Source organism: Marinobacter alkaliphilus (assembly GCF_055394375.1).
Genome location: NZ_AP043751.1, coordinates 794,729 through 807,177, shown reverse-complemented (window position 1 = coordinate 807,177; position 12,449 = coordinate 794,729). Strand labels below are relative to the sequence as shown.

12 protein-coding genes and 1 riboswitch are annotated in these 12,449 nt (G+C 58.2%); of the genes, 8 read left to right on the top strand and 4 right to left on the bottom strand.

The annotated features are described in order from the left end of the window. Nucleotides 1-7: 7 nt before the first annotated feature. On the bottom strand, nt 8-910 hold the full coding sequence (locus ACZ5Q2_RS03710) for a helix-turn-helix transcriptional regulator (RefSeq protein ID WP_342631563.1): 903 nt from the start codon (nt 908-910) through the stop codon (nt 8-10). Between the two features lie 249 nt (nt 911-1,159). Here ACZ5Q2_RS03710 and ACZ5Q2_RS03705 point away from each other — a divergent pair, with 249 nt between their 5' ends. The 8 genes from ACZ5Q2_RS03705 (at nt 1,160) to ACZ5Q2_RS03670 (ending at nt 9,443) form a co-directional block, all read left to right on the top strand. Continuing rightward, nucleotides 1,160-2,443: an MFS transporter gene (locus ACZ5Q2_RS03705; protein ID WP_061331339.1), complete on the top strand. Its 1,284-nt coding sequence runs from the start codon at nt 1,160-1,162 to the stop codon at nt 2,441-2,443. A gap of 162 nt (nt 2,444-2,605) precedes the next feature. Then, on the top strand, nt 2,606-3,031 hold the full coding sequence (locus ACZ5Q2_RS03700) for a MarR family transcriptional regulator (protein ID WP_058092884.1): 426 nt from the start codon (nt 2,606-2,608) through the stop codon (nt 3,029-3,031). A 3-nt stretch (nt 3,032-3,034) separates the two neighbouring features. Then, nucleotides 3,035-4,426 carry a DHA2 family efflux MFS transporter permease subunit gene (locus ACZ5Q2_RS03695; RefSeq protein ID WP_432210438.1) on the top strand — a complete coding sequence of 464 codons (1,392 nt, stop codon included), beginning with the start codon at nt 3,035-3,037 and terminating at the stop codon, nt 4,424-4,426. A gap of 46 nt (nt 4,427-4,472) precedes the next feature. Further along, nucleotides 4,473-4,578: riboswitch (yybP-ykoY riboswitch) on the top strand. Nucleotides 4,579-4,662: 84 nt separating this feature from the next. Next, on the top strand, nt 4,663-5,232 hold the full coding sequence (locus ACZ5Q2_RS03690) for a TMEM165/GDT1 family protein (protein ID WP_432210439.1): 570 nt from the start codon (nt 4,663-4,665) through the stop codon (nt 5,230-5,232). A gap of 60 nt (nt 5,233-5,292) precedes the next feature. After that, nucleotides 5,293-6,333, top strand: a complete 1,041-nt coding sequence (locus ACZ5Q2_RS03685) for a L,D-transpeptidase family protein (protein ID WP_432210440.1) — start codon at nt 5,293-5,295, stop codon at nt 6,331-6,333. A gap of 43 nt (nt 6,334-6,376) precedes the next feature. Continuing rightward, nucleotides 6,377-7,129 carry an SDR family oxidoreductase gene (locus ACZ5Q2_RS03680; protein WP_152436993.1) on the top strand — a complete coding sequence of 251 codons (753 nt, stop codon included), beginning with the start codon at nt 6,377-6,379 and terminating at the stop codon, nt 7,127-7,129. Between the two features lie 22 nt (nt 7,130-7,151). Then, the gene (locus tag ACZ5Q2_RS03675; RefSeq protein WP_152436994.1) at nt 7,152-8,612 is read left to right on the top strand and encodes an NfeD family protein; all 1,461 of its coding nucleotides are present in this window, start codon (nt 7,152-7,154) and stop codon (nt 8,610-8,612) included. A 42-nt stretch (nt 8,613-8,654) separates the two neighbouring features. Further along, the gene (locus ACZ5Q2_RS03670) at nt 8,655-9,443 is read left to right on the top strand and encodes a slipin family protein (protein ID WP_152436995.1); all 789 of its coding nucleotides are present in this window, start codon (nt 8,655-8,657) and stop codon (nt 9,441-9,443) included. Nucleotides 9,444-9,509: 66 nt separating this feature from the next. Here ACZ5Q2_RS03670 and ACZ5Q2_RS03665 read toward each other — a convergent pair whose 3' ends face one another. The 3 genes from ACZ5Q2_RS03665 to ACZ5Q2_RS03655 form a co-directional block, all read right to left on the bottom strand. Next, the gene (locus ACZ5Q2_RS03665; protein WP_061331332.1) at nt 9,510-9,791 is read right to left on the bottom strand and encodes an Lpp/OprI family alanine-zipper lipoprotein; all 282 of its coding nucleotides are present in this window, start codon (nt 9,789-9,791) and stop codon (nt 9,510-9,512) included. 209 nt (nt 9,792-10,000) lie between these two features. Then, nucleotides 10,001-10,555 (bottom strand): L,D-transpeptidase family protein, encoded by a 555-nt coding sequence (locus ACZ5Q2_RS03660; RefSeq protein ID WP_342631569.1) that lies wholly within the window; start codon nt 10,553-10,555, stop codon nt 10,001-10,003. A 123-nt stretch (nt 10,556-10,678) separates the two neighbouring features. Beyond that, a complete protein-coding gene (locus ACZ5Q2_RS03655; protein WP_061331330.1) occupies nt 10,679-12,391 on the bottom strand; it encodes a potassium/proton antiporter in 1,713 nt (570 codons plus the stop codon). Nucleotides 12,392-12,449 lie beyond the last annotated feature (58 nt).

Genomic DNA, 12,449 nt, shown 5'->3' with positions numbered 1-12,449 from the left:
GGCCAGTCTAGCAGAGACCGGCCACCGCTTTGAGTGCCCGTTCGCGCTTGCTGCCAAAGCCAAGCTGGTCCGGATTGGCCAGTTCCAGCTGCTGCACCAGTGGGTCCGGGTGGCTATTGTCAAAGGTAATTCCGAGCCGGGACAGGACATAGGGCGCCAACGCTGCGCGGGTTTCAATGCTGAGGCAGCCCTGTTCCATACCGTAGTCGTTGGCAATGATCTGTTGTTGCGCCTCGGTCAGGCGCTGATCAGGTGCGACCTCCAGGGTGACCAGGCGTTGCCAGTCTTCATCCTGCTGTGCGGCGTGCCTGGATTTCTGCCGGAGTGCCTCCGGCTGGCCCTGAAAACGGCTCAGGGCGAAATCCCGGAATTCCCGGTTGGCATTGCACCAGGCCCGCACATGCCAGCTGTTACCCGTGCATACCAGTGAATGCGGCTCCAGCAGGCTGTCGGCGGCTTCCGGTCGACTCAGGGACACGTAACTGGCCTTGAGTTGGCGGTGATAACGGGTAGCGTTAACCACGGCCCGCATGGTTTCCGGGGCGATGCGCCGGGACGGTTCCGGGATGACGGCATTGCCCGGCAGACCAAGCTCCAGGTCAGAAAACGTGTCGCTCAGGCTCTGTTGCCGTGCAAGCAGGTCTTGATACTCGCTAACCTGGCCCCGGGTTACCACCGGTTTGAAACCGGCTGCGGGCACATAACCTTTCAGGTGCCGGTCGTAAACCAGGTTGCCGGGAGCCAGTTCCCGCAAGTAGGTGTTGATATCCTTTGATGCCTGCTGGCGACCAATGCCGAAACTGTGGCAGATGTGGTTGGTGGTCAGGCGTCCTTCCCACAAGGCGATGATTTCAATCAGTCGATAGCGAAGCAGTAAATCCCAGCGAATGGGCCAGTCCGTTTTCTTCATAACCAGGCGCTCACGGTCCGAGTAAGTAGCTTGATGTTTATGTTACCCGCTACGGCTATCAGGTTCTGTTACGGCCCATTAATGTAAAACATTGTCAAATACCGCGCCACTACTGGGTTCGAGGTCTCGGCAACTGCTTAGTGGAGTCGTCTGGCGATGGCTGGTTAAATACACACCAGCAGACAACCCATAACGTTGCTATCTTTTCTTTACTGTCACCCTGATGTAACCCAATACCCGGAGCCACTCATGACCCGAATGGTCACCTCCCTTTCGGCGCTGATCCTCAGCATTGTGTTGCTGGTCAGCGGCAATGCGTTTCTGATGACGCTGCTGGGTATTCGCCTGAGTATCGAAGAAGTCTCACCCAATGTCATTGGCTGGGTGCTGGTGTGCTATTCCATCGGTTTTGTCCTTGGCACCCTGTATGTCCACAAGATTATTGGCAGGGTAGGCCATATCCGCGCCTTTGCGGCATTTGCTGCTATGGCTGCCGTGGTGTCGCTGATGTATCCGATGGCGGTGTCGATGATTTTCTGGGCGGTCCTTCGGGTGCTGTCTGGCTTCACCATCGCCGGTGTGCTGGTGGTGATTGAAAGCTGGTTCTCCAGCCGTGCCACTAACGCCAACCGGGGTGCGCTGTTTGCCGTTTACCAGATTGTTTTCTACTTGTCGGCCGCCGGCGGCCAGTTGATTGTCAACGTGGGTGACCCGGGCAGTTTCCTGCCGTTTTCGCTGGCGGCCATCCTCCTGACTCTCGCCCTGATTCCTCTGGCTCTCACTCGAATGGAAGCGCCGGCGATTGAGCAGGTGCACAGGATGTCGATCTTCAAACTCGGGCGGGAATCATTTTCCGGTGTCGCTGGCGCGCTGATCAGCGGCGTCATGATTGGCGGCTTCTATGCACTGGGGCCGGTATACGCCACGTTAGTGGGGCTGGACGTGGCCAGAACTTCGACCTTCATGGCCAGCGCCATCATTGCTGCCATGTTGTTGGCCTGGCCATTGGGCCGGGTGTGCGATCGATTTGACCGACGCCGGGTGATGTTCTGGGTGGCACTGATTGCTTCCGCTTCGGCCGTTGGGGTTGGCGTTTTCGGGGCGGCAAGCCTGGCGTTGCTCACCCTGCTGGTAGGACTTTTTACCGGTCTGTCGGCCACTCTGTACCCAATCGCGGTGGCCATCACCAACGACCGCATGGACAGCAACCGGATTGTCGCCGCCAGTGCCACGCTGTTGCTGAGCTACGGTATTGGCAGTGTGATCGGGCCGATCACTATGGCGGAGTTAATCAACATCATGGGGCCCTCCGGCCTGTTCTATGGCAACGCCGGCTTCCTGGTGTTGCTGGCAGTGATCACTAGCTACCGGATCAGCCACACCGACGACGTGCCGGTGGAGGAGCAGGAGCACTTTGTCCCGGCCATGCCGGAGGCGTCTCCGGTGCTTTCCGAGCTGGACCCGCGTAACACCGAGTTCCACGAATCTCCGGAAGTGGAGGAAATGCAGGAGGAGTTGCGTCAGGCTGGCTGACGCGCCTTTCGGTTTTCCCCAATTATATTTTCACCCTGATATCTGTTTTTATTTCAATGGTTAGCTTACTATTGGTGAATTTCCAATAAGGTAAGTGTTTTCTCGGTTTTCGGGTTGGCGTTTGCTTGTCCCATGCCGGATCACCATCAGGAGTGTTTAACCATGAGAGATCAATTCCCGTTTGCCGTTGCCCGGGTTACCCGCCGCTGGCGCAAGATGCTGGATGAGCGGTTGAAAGACTTGGGAGTCACGCAGGCTCGCTGGAGCACCATGGTGTATCTGCAGCAGGGTGGTGAAGGCCTTACCCAGCGCGAACTGGCCAGTCTGATGGCCATTGAAAATCCTACCCTGGTCAGGTTGCTTGATAGCCTGGAGCAGCAGGAGTTGATTGAGCGACGCCCCTGCCCGAACGATCGGCGCGCCCGCCGGTTGCATCTGACCAAGGCCGGTGCCGAGTTCATGGATGAGCTGTCCGAGCGTGCCGCTGTGTTGCGTGAAGAGATGCTGGAGGGCGTGACTGACAAGGAAATCGAATGCGCGCTCAAGGTGTTCCACAAAATTATGGATAACGCCGAGAAGCAGAAGTAACGCTTGATCGATAATTCTGTCGAGGGCCTGACTGCCCGTTACGGCGAACGCTGGCGCTGGCTGGCCGTTGCTACGGTTGTGCTTGGCACCATGGCCACGGTGCTCAGCGCCACGGTGGTGAATGTTGCGCTCCATGACATCATGATGGAGTTCGGCATTCGCCAGGGCCAGGTGCACTGGCTGGCCACCGGATTCATCGCCGCCATGACCACCACCATGCTGGCGTCCGCCTGGCTGCTGGACCGTTTTGGTGTGCGCCTGACCCTGGGTGTTGCCATGGCGGTGTTCACCGTCATATCCCTTGTCGGCGGCTTTGCCGAGTCTCCTGAACAGCTGATTGCCGCCAGAATAGGCCAGGGCGCCATGGCCGGGTTGATGCAACCCATGGGCATGTACCTGGTGTTCCGGATATTTCCGGCAGACAGGCGTGGTCAAGCCATGGGCATTTATGGCATGGGGGTGATTCTGGCACCGGCATTGGGCCCTGTGCTGGGTGGCTTTCTGGTGGACCAGTTCAACTGGCGCTATGTGATGTTTGCGCCGGCACCGGTCACCCTTCTGGGTGTCTGGATGGCCTGGCGGTTCCTGCCGCTGCCCCGCTCCCGCCCTGCGCCTTATCCCTTTGATCTGCCCGGTTTGTTACTGCTTGGGGCAACCATCGCCCTGACCCTCGATACCCTGACCCGAATGCAGGCCTGGCCAGGCCAGGAACTGCGAATCGTGATGCAATGGGCGTTGGCCCTTGGCCTTTTGTTCGCCTTTGTCTTTCGGGAACGCACGGCGAAGCATCCCCTGGTTAACCTGCTACTGTTGCGCCAACCGGTGTTTCTGTTCGCCACGCTGGGCGCCATGGCGCTTGGGCTGGCGCTGTTTGGCTCAACCTACCTGATTCCCCTGTTTGTGCAGACCACGCTGGGCTTCTCGGCGACGGAGGCGGGTCTGCTGATGCTGCCCGCCGGGGTGGTGCTCGGCATTGTGTTTCCCCTGTCGGGCCGACTCGCAGACAAACGCAGTGCCCGCAGTCTGGTGCTGTTCGGGATCGGGGTCTTCGCCCTGTCTGCGGTCCTGTTTGCCCTGACCGGGCAGTACGCCGGGTTTGGCTGGTTGGCGCTCTGGGCGGTTCTGGGCCGCATAGGCATAGGCTTTATGTTGCCGGCCCTGTCCACGGGCGCGCTGAACCCGCTGCCGAAGGAACAGTTGGGGGCCGGTTCCAGCACCATCAATTTCGCACGTCAACTGGGGGGTGCCCTGGGGGTGAATGTGGTGGCACTGACCATCGAGTTCGGTGAACACCAGGGCAGTGTGCCTACCGCGGCTGCGTTCGAGGCGGCCTGGTGGCTGGTTGCGGTGTTTGTGGCATTGGCTGCCGTGCCGGTCTGGAAAATGCGGGTGTAAGGTGGCCAGTTGCCATTTCCGGCGGGATTCATTAGCATGTGCCCAACTTCGGGGGAGTAGCCTTCGCTTCTGGGTAACAGGAGCGGACGGTAGTCAACATACTTGGAGCTCATTCTCCATGGCTACCGTGTTCCGTGATTGATCGCGGAATTGGCAAGACCTGAGGCAGATCACCTCCACTGGGCGGAAGGTGAGCTGTCTCATGTCTGACGATTTCCGCCCTGAGGTCTCTTCGAATGGATGCGTTTCTCGCTTCAACCCTTGCCGTGGCCATTGCCGAAATTGGCGACAAAACCCAGCTACTGTCTCTTTTCCTGGTTGCCCGATACGCAAAGCGTACCCCTATCATTCTTGGTATTCTGGTTGCGACCGCGCTCAATCACGCGCTCTCAGCGTGGCTGGGGGCCTGGGTGGCCAGCTGGATTCCGTCCCAGTGGTTGCCCTGGATTCTCGCAGTGAGCTTTGTCGCCATCGCCCTGTGGTTGCTGATACCGGATAAAGACGACAGTGCCGAATCTCGGTTTCTCGGCATGGGCGCCTTCTGGGCTACTACGGTAATGTTCTTCCTGGCGGAGATAGGTGATAAAACCCAGGTAGCTACGGTCGTCCTGGCGGCAAGGTATACGGAAACGTTATGGGTTATCATCGGCACGACGGTGGGTATGCTCCTGGCCAATATTCCGGTGATCCTGGCCGGGCGCTGGCTAATGGAGCGACTGCCTCTGGCTACCGCCAGGATCAGTGCCAGCGTATTGTTTGTGGTGCTGGCGGTGGTAACGGTCTGGACCACCCTGGTGAACTCCTGACACGGAATCGTGTCTTTCAGAGCAGAGGCCCGGAATGAATGTTTATGGGAACTGGTTGATATGTGGTTGAAAAAATGTGTCGCCGTTCTGGTGTGCCTGATGTCCCTGGCGTCAGTTGTCAATGCTGCGCAGAACCAAAAGCCGTCAGACACTGCAACGGTGCAAAACGATCGTTCGCCCCGGGTACCAACGTTCGCTCTTAACGGCGATCTGGCGGGGGAGCTGCAGGTTTTCACGACCCGCTATGAGGATACCTTTGCTGCTATTGGTCATGATGAGGCTCTGGGGTATCTGGAGCTGGTCAAGGCCAATCCGGGTGTTGACCCCTGGTTACCGGGAGACGGCACGACCATTACCCTGCCGCGTATGTACGTGCTGCCCGATGCACGCCGGGAAGGCATCGTGATTAACCTGGCCGAGTATCGGCTCTATTATTTCACCAATGATGGCGTTCAGGTGTATCCGGTGGGCATTGGGCGTGAAGAGAATCCGTCACCGCTAACCGACGCCGAGGTAACCATGCCTCTGGAATCGCCTGCGTGGTATCCGCCGGCCAGTATCCGGGCATCCTATGAAGCCCGTGGAGAGTACCTGCCGCGTATGATCCCGCCTGGCCCGGATAATCCGCTTGGTACTCATGCTCTGATGCTGAGCGAGAAAGGCTATCTGATCCACGGAACCAACAAGCGTTTCGGTATCGGCTTGCCGGTCAGTGCCGGCTGTTTCCGTATGTACAACGAAGACATTTCCCGGTTTGTCTATCAGGTTCAGAAGGGCACGTCGGTCCAGATTATTCGCGAGCCTGTCAAGCTTGGCTTGTCTGGCGGCGAGGTGTGGCTTGAAGTGCATCGGCCCCATGAAGATTACTCGCCCGAGGATCGGGAACAGCTGTGGCGCGTAACACTGGAAAAACTCGAAGCCTTCCGCCAGCAACACCCAGACGTGGAAGTCCAGCGCCGGTCCATCGAGCTGGTGGTGGATCAGGCCGATGGCATTCCCACCATGGTCGGTGAGCGACTGACCCGGGTGGCTTCTGATAAGGGGCCGACGGAAAGCAATCCGGAAGAGCCTGCAGAGCCGGAGCAAAAGCTGTACTTTTGACCCCGGCGCCGCAACCAATAAAAACCAAACGGCAGGAGTATTCATGAGTCGTACTATACTGATTACCGGAGCCAGTTCCGGACTGGGTGAAGGCATGGCCCGGGAGTTTGCTGCCCGGGGTGATCACCTTGCCCTGTGTGCCCGTCGTACCGAGCGGCTGGACCAGCTCCGGGCCGAGCTGGAGGGCACCTATCCGGGAGTGAAGATCAGTGTGCGGGCCCTGGATGTGAATGATCACGCACAGGTGGCCGAGGTTTTTCAGGCTTTCCGGGAGGAGTTTGGTCAGCTCGACAGGGTCATCGTCAATGCTGGCATCGGTAAAGGGCAGCCGCTGGGCACCGGGCGTTTTGATGCCAACCGGCAGACCGCAGAAACCAATTTTGTTGCCGCCCTGGCCCAGATAGAAGCCGCCATGGAAATATTCCGGGCACAGAACCATGGTCATCTGGTTGCCGTATCATCGGTAACGGCCGTTCGGGGGATGCCTGGCAACGTCACCACCTATGCGGCGACCAAGGCCGGATTGGCGGCACTTTGCGAGGGTTTGCGTGTCGAACTGAAAAAGCGCCGGTCTCCCATTCGCGTGACCACGCTCTATCCGGGGTATATCCGGACTGAAATCAACGAAAAGGTCAAGAACACGCCTTTCATTGTGGACGCGAAGACCGGATGCCGGGCCATGGTCCGTGCCATTGAGTCCGGCAAGGCCGAACGTTTCGTGCCAGGTTGGCCCTGGACGCCCATTGGTTTCATACTGAGGCGACTGCCGGAGTCCGTACTGGCCCGAATATTCTGATCACTCTGCCTGGGAGATCGCCATGAAGCCAAACCCGATGCAACGTCAGAACCTTCGTTTGCCCTTCTGGTCCCTGATTTTTTTCGTGGGAGGGCTGCTGGGACTGATCGGGGCTTCCTGGCAGGCGATTGCCCAGCAGGACACGCCGAGAACCGCGCTGGTATTGACGGTCGAGGGTGCTATCGGCCCGGCTACCATGGATTATGTCACCCGTGGCATCAGGCGGGCCGAGCAGGATAATGCTGGCCTGGTCATTCTGGAAATGGATACGCCGGGTGGCCTGATGGATTCCATGCGGGAAATCATCAAAACCATCCTCGCCTCCGAGGTGCCGGTGGCAACCTACGTGTCACCCCAGGGCGCCCGCGCCGCCAGTGCCGGCACCTTCATCCTCTATGGCAGTCATATTGCGGCTATGGCGCCCGCCACCAACCTGGGTTCGGCAACGCCGGTTCAGATGGGAGGCCTGCCAGGCTCGCCAGAGCAGGAACCGGAGCAGCCCGCCGGGGACGACGAAGCTTCAGAGACCAGTGCCGACGACTCGGCTGCCGAACCGCAGAAACGCCGGGGCGACACCGCCATGGAGCGTAAGGTTCTGGAGGATGCCGTCAGTTATATTCGTGGCCTGGCCGAGCGTCATGGTCGGAATGCCGATTGGGCGGAAGAGGCCGTTCGCGAAGCCGTCAACCTCGGCGCAACCGAGGCGCTGGAACTGAATGTGATCGATGTGGTGGCGCCCAACCTCCGCGAATTGCTGGAGGCCATTGACGGTCGCACGGTGCAGATGGCCACGGGTGAACGGGAGCTGGCAACGGCAAACCTGGAACTGGTCCGTTCAGAACCGGATTGGCGAACCCGGTTACTGTCGGTGATCACCGATCCGAACGTCGCCTACTTCCTGATGATTATCGGTTTTTACGGCATCATCTTTGAGCTGTCGAATCCCGGTGCCGTGTTCCCCGGGGTGATCGGTGCTATCTGTCTGGTGCTTGCCCTTTTCGCCTTTCAGGTGTTGTCGGTGAATTATGCCGGCCTTGCCTTGATTCTGTTGGGGCTGGCGTTCATCGTGGGGGAAGCCTTCATGCCTAGTTTCGGCATTCTGGGTGTCGGTGGCATAGTCGCCTTTGTCACGGGTTCGGTGATTCTGATGGATGGCAGCCACACGGATATCTCATTGCCCACCGTTGGCGGCACGGCTGTTGTGGCGGGAGGGTTTATTCTCTGGACGGTTACCCGCTTCATTGGTTTGCGACGCCGTACGCCGGTCAGTGGCAGCGAACACATGGCTGAGGAAAAAGGCGTGGCACTGGACGACTTTGAATCCTCTTATGACGGGTACAAGGGCCATGTCCGAGTCAGTGGGGAGCGCTGGAATGCCCGTTGTCCGCATCAGATCACCAAGGGCACGCAGGTGCAGGTAAACGGTATGGAGGGGCTGACCCTTCTGGTTGAAGCCAGGCCTGATTCTGATCAAGGTCATTGAACGAGCAATTCGTACTAACCAACGGCAAATCAAGGAGGCCGTATGAACCTGGGTGACATTATTCCCTATATTGCACCGACTGTGGTGCTGCTTCTGATTCTCGGTTCCGCCATCAAGATCCTGCCGGAATACGAGCGCGGTGTGGTGTTTTTCCTGGGTCGCTTTCAGGGTGTCAAAGGCCCCGGCCTGATCATCGTCATCCCCGGGATTCAGCAAATTGTCCGGGTGGATCTTCGGGTGATCACCCTGGATGTCCCAAGCCAGGATGTTATTTCCAAAGACAACGTGACGGTCAGAGTAAATGCAGTGTTGTATTTCCGCGTGGTTGACCCCGAGAAGGCGATTATCCGGGTCGAAGACTATGGCGCTGCTACCAGCCAGTTGGCGCAAACAACCTTGCGCTCTGTGCTCGGCAAACACGATCTGGACGAAATGTTGTCTGAACGAGACAAGCTGAATTCGGATATTCAGGAAATCATTGATTCCCAGACCGAGGATTGGGGTATCAAGGTAGCCAATGTGGAAATCAAACACGTTGACCTGAATGAGTCGATGATTCGTGCGATTGCCCGTCAGGCTGAGGCAGAGCGCGAGCGTCGCGCCAAGATCATTCACGCCGAGGGTGAATTGCAGGCATCCAAGAAGCTGGTAGAGGCTGCAGAAGTCATGTCGGCCAACTCCGGAGCCATGCAGTTACGCTACCTGCAGACACTGGCGGACATGAGCAACAATAACTCCTCCACCATCGTGTTCCCGCTGCCGATGGATATGATCAAGAACTTTTTGGATAATCAGTCGGGCAATAAAGGGCCGGATAAGCTGAAGCAGTAATATTCAGGTTTTCAAACGAGCACAAAAAAGGCCGGTTCAACCGGCCTTTTTTGCTAAACGGCAGCCTTACTTCTGGCTGGCACGCTCGAGCATGCGCTTGGCGCGCTCGTTCGCTTCGTCAGCGGACTTCTGAGCAGCACGGGCAGCAGCCAGGGCTTCTTCAGCAGTCTGCTGAGCAGTGCGAGCGGAGCTTGCAGCGCTGTTAGCAGTGTTCAGAGCGTTGTTAGCAGTTTGCTCGGCGGAGCTTGCAGTTGCATTGGCTTCGTCGATAGCGCCCTGCTCAGTGGTGGCACAACCTGCAGTCAGAGCAGCGGCCATTGCAAACCCGGCGATCGTCAGTTTACGCATGGTAAATCCCCTTATTGGTCGTTTTATTTCCTGTGATCCAGAAGTCATTAAGACGACTTCCTGTCAGCTAAGCCCGATAGGCGTTGACTACCGGAGTCGTCAAACAGTGTAAAACACTCAGAGACAAAATGTTAACTAAGGATACGTAAATTTTCTTAGGCTATGACAACAACTTAATACTCCCGTCATGAACGGGGTGGGTTCTGTGGTCAGGGAAGAATCCGAATGGGGGTGCCGTTGTCGACCAGTGCCCAGATCTCATCCATCTCTTCATTGGTGACCGCAATACAGCCTTCGGTCCAGTCCAGGCCGGTATACGCGAAGGCAAGGTCGCCCGCTTCGTTGGGCAGTCCGTGGATCATGATGCTGCCGCCGGGATTAAGCCCCCAGGCTTCGGCCAGCTCCCGGTCACGGGCGTTAGGGTAGGATATATGGATGGACTTGTAGAAATCGCTGTTCGCGTTGCGCCAATCGAGAATGTAATCCCCTTCTGGCGTTCGTTTGTCACCCTCATACAGCTTGTGTCCTATCGGATTGCCTCCCAATGAAATCCGATAGCTGCGCACCTTGTGCTCACCGCTCAACAGATAAAGCCTGCGCTCACTTTTGCGCACCAGAACCTTGGTGATGTTCAGGTGCTCTTCCAGCGTAGGTTCGCTGCCGGGCATGGCCATGCGGGTATCAGCCCGGGCCAGCAACTCCGAGCTACTGGCCATGGCGGGCAATACGACAAGCATTAGTGATAGAAAAACTCTGAAGATCATGATGCTGGCACAGGTCGCTGGATGGTTAAACTTTGTTCACGTGTGTTTATAACATAGCCAGCAGGAGGATTGATAAGGGGTTTTGTTACGGTTTTTGGTTTTCCTGCACAAACCGGACGGGCGTCACGCATCCATTTTCAGGCCAACCTTGGTTACCCGGTCGGCTTCGGTGGCCCGGGCCACGAGCGTGACTGGCCCCAATATGACGGTGTCGCCAACGACCGGATGCCCCTTGGTGCGTTTGGCGAAACACTCGGCCAGCGACAACTCCGGAGGCAACTCGTCGAACTCGATACCATAGACCTGTTCCACATCGCCGAGCAAGGCATCTCCGTTCAGCACGAAGTCGCCGAAGAAGGCTCGTTCTGCCAGGTGTTTCGGAGCTTGCCGCCCGCTCAGTGCCTTGCCGAGATCGGGCAGAACCGACGGCGTGGCGAACATGGCCAACATATCGCCGGCGGTCACTTCGAGGTCCTTGGTGGGTTGAAGGCACTTGCGGTCGCGAAACACCCCGGCTACGGCGGTGTTCTCCGGCAGGCGCAGCTGGCCAAGGGCTCTGGGCTTGTCCCAACCCTTGCCCCGGAGTGGAAACAGCATCAGCTCATGGTCGCCAGCGGCGGGCGCATCCAGTGGTAGCCGCCGGTAGGGATCTTCGCCGGCGGGAACTTCAAGCCGCAACTTGCGGGCGAGAGGTGCCATGGTGGTGCCCTGCACAATCAGCGACACCAGAACGATAAAGAACGCCGCGTGGAAAACCAGTTGCGCATCTGGCAGGTCGGCAATGATCGGGAACAGCGCCAAAACAATGGGCACCGCGCCTCGCAGGCCCACCCAGCTGATAAAGCCCAGCTCCCGCCGGTTGAAGCCGAATGGCCAGAGCGTGATCAGCACGGTTAATGGCCGAATAACAAAGATAAGCGCCAGAGCCAGCACCAAACCGGCGCCTGCCAGGGGGATCAGGTCTGATGGGCTCACCAGCAGGCCGAGCATCAGGAACAGGCAGAGCTGTGCCAGCCAGGCCATGCCGTCGTGCACCTGAAGAATCATTGGCATCATCCGGACATGGCGGTTTCCGATAACCACACCGCACAGGTAAATGGCGAGGAATCCGCTGCCACCGACAGCGTTGGTGGCAGAAAACACCGAAATGCCGGCCGCGCCCACCAGCAGGGGGTACAGCGCCGGGGTCAGACGCATCCGATTGGCCAGTTCCACCACCAGAAAGCCACCCAGAACGCCGGCTGCAGCGCCGATGCCGAACTGTTGTACCAGCATGATCAGGCCCGAGAGAATGGACCCCTGCTCATGTTGGCCAATCAAGGTCACCAGCATCAGGGTGAGGAAAATGGCCATCGGGTCGTTACTGCCAGATTCGATCTCAAGGGTGGCACTGACCCGCTCGTTCAGGTGCAGGCCCCGGCCCTGCAGCAGAGAAAAGACAGCGGCGGCATCCGTTGAGGAAATAATGGCCCCGATCAACAAAGCCATCATCCAATGCAAATCGAATACCCACCATGCCACGATGGCCGCGCCACCCGCGGTCAGGGCAACGCCAAGGGTGGCAAGTACCAGGGCTGGCCGCAGACCTACCCGGAAGGTCTCTACCCGGGTGCGCATTCCGCCATCCAGCAGGATAACGGCCAGTGAAAGATTGGCGATAAGAAAAGCCAGCTCAAAGTTATTGAACTGGATGCCGCCCGGTCCATCCTCGCCCATCATCATGCCAACAGCCAGAAAAACCAGCAGCACCGGCATGCCGACCCTGCTTGAAAGCGGGCTGAGAACGATGCTGAACACAAGCATCAAGGCGCCAATCAGAGTAAACGTGGGATCCATTAGACTCCTGACCAAAGGGACTTGCCCGGACGCTGGTCCGGGCCTATATTGCTGTGGC

Bases quoted from the DNA above. Each gene is read 5' to 3' on its own strand.
- ACZ5Q2_RS03710 (WP_342631563.1), bottom strand. From the start codon at position 910: ATGAAGAAAACGGACTGGCCCATTCGCTGGGATTTACTGCTTCGCTAT.
- ACZ5Q2_RS03705 (WP_061331339.1), top strand. From the start codon at position 1,160: ATGACCCGAATGGTCACCTCCCTTTCGGCGCTGATCCTCAGCATTGTG.
- ACZ5Q2_RS03700 (WP_058092884.1), top strand. From the start codon at position 2,606: ATGAGAGATCAATTCCCGTTTGCCGTTGCCCGGGTTACCCGCCGCTGG.
- ACZ5Q2_RS03690 (WP_432210439.1), top strand. From the start codon at position 4,663: ATGGATGCGTTTCTCGCTTCAACCCTTGCCGTGGCCATTGCCGAAATT.
- ACZ5Q2_RS03685 (WP_432210440.1), top strand. From the start codon at position 5,293: ATGTGGTTGAAAAAATGTGTCGCCGTTCTGGTGTGCCTGATGTCCCTG.
- ACZ5Q2_RS03680 (WP_152436993.1), top strand. From the start codon at position 6,377: ATGAGTCGTACTATACTGATTACCGGAGCCAGTTCCGGACTGGGTGAA.
- ACZ5Q2_RS03675 (WP_152436994.1), top strand. From the start codon at position 7,152: ATGAAGCCAAACCCGATGCAACGTCAGAACCTTCGTTTGCCCTTCTGG.
- ACZ5Q2_RS03670 (WP_152436995.1), top strand. From the start codon at position 8,655: ATGAACCTGGGTGACATTATTCCCTATATTGCACCGACTGTGGTGCTG.
- ACZ5Q2_RS03665 (WP_061331332.1), bottom strand. From the start codon at position 9,791: ATGCGTAAACTGACGATCGCCGGGTTTGCAATGGCCGCTGCTCTGACT.
- ACZ5Q2_RS03660 (WP_342631569.1), bottom strand. From the start codon at position 10,555: ATGATCTTCAGAGTTTTTCTATCACTAATGCTTGTCGTATTGCCCGCC.
- ACZ5Q2_RS03655 (WP_061331330.1), bottom strand. From the start codon at position 12,391: ATGGATCCCACGTTTACTCTGATTGGCGCCTTGATGCTTGTGTTCAGC.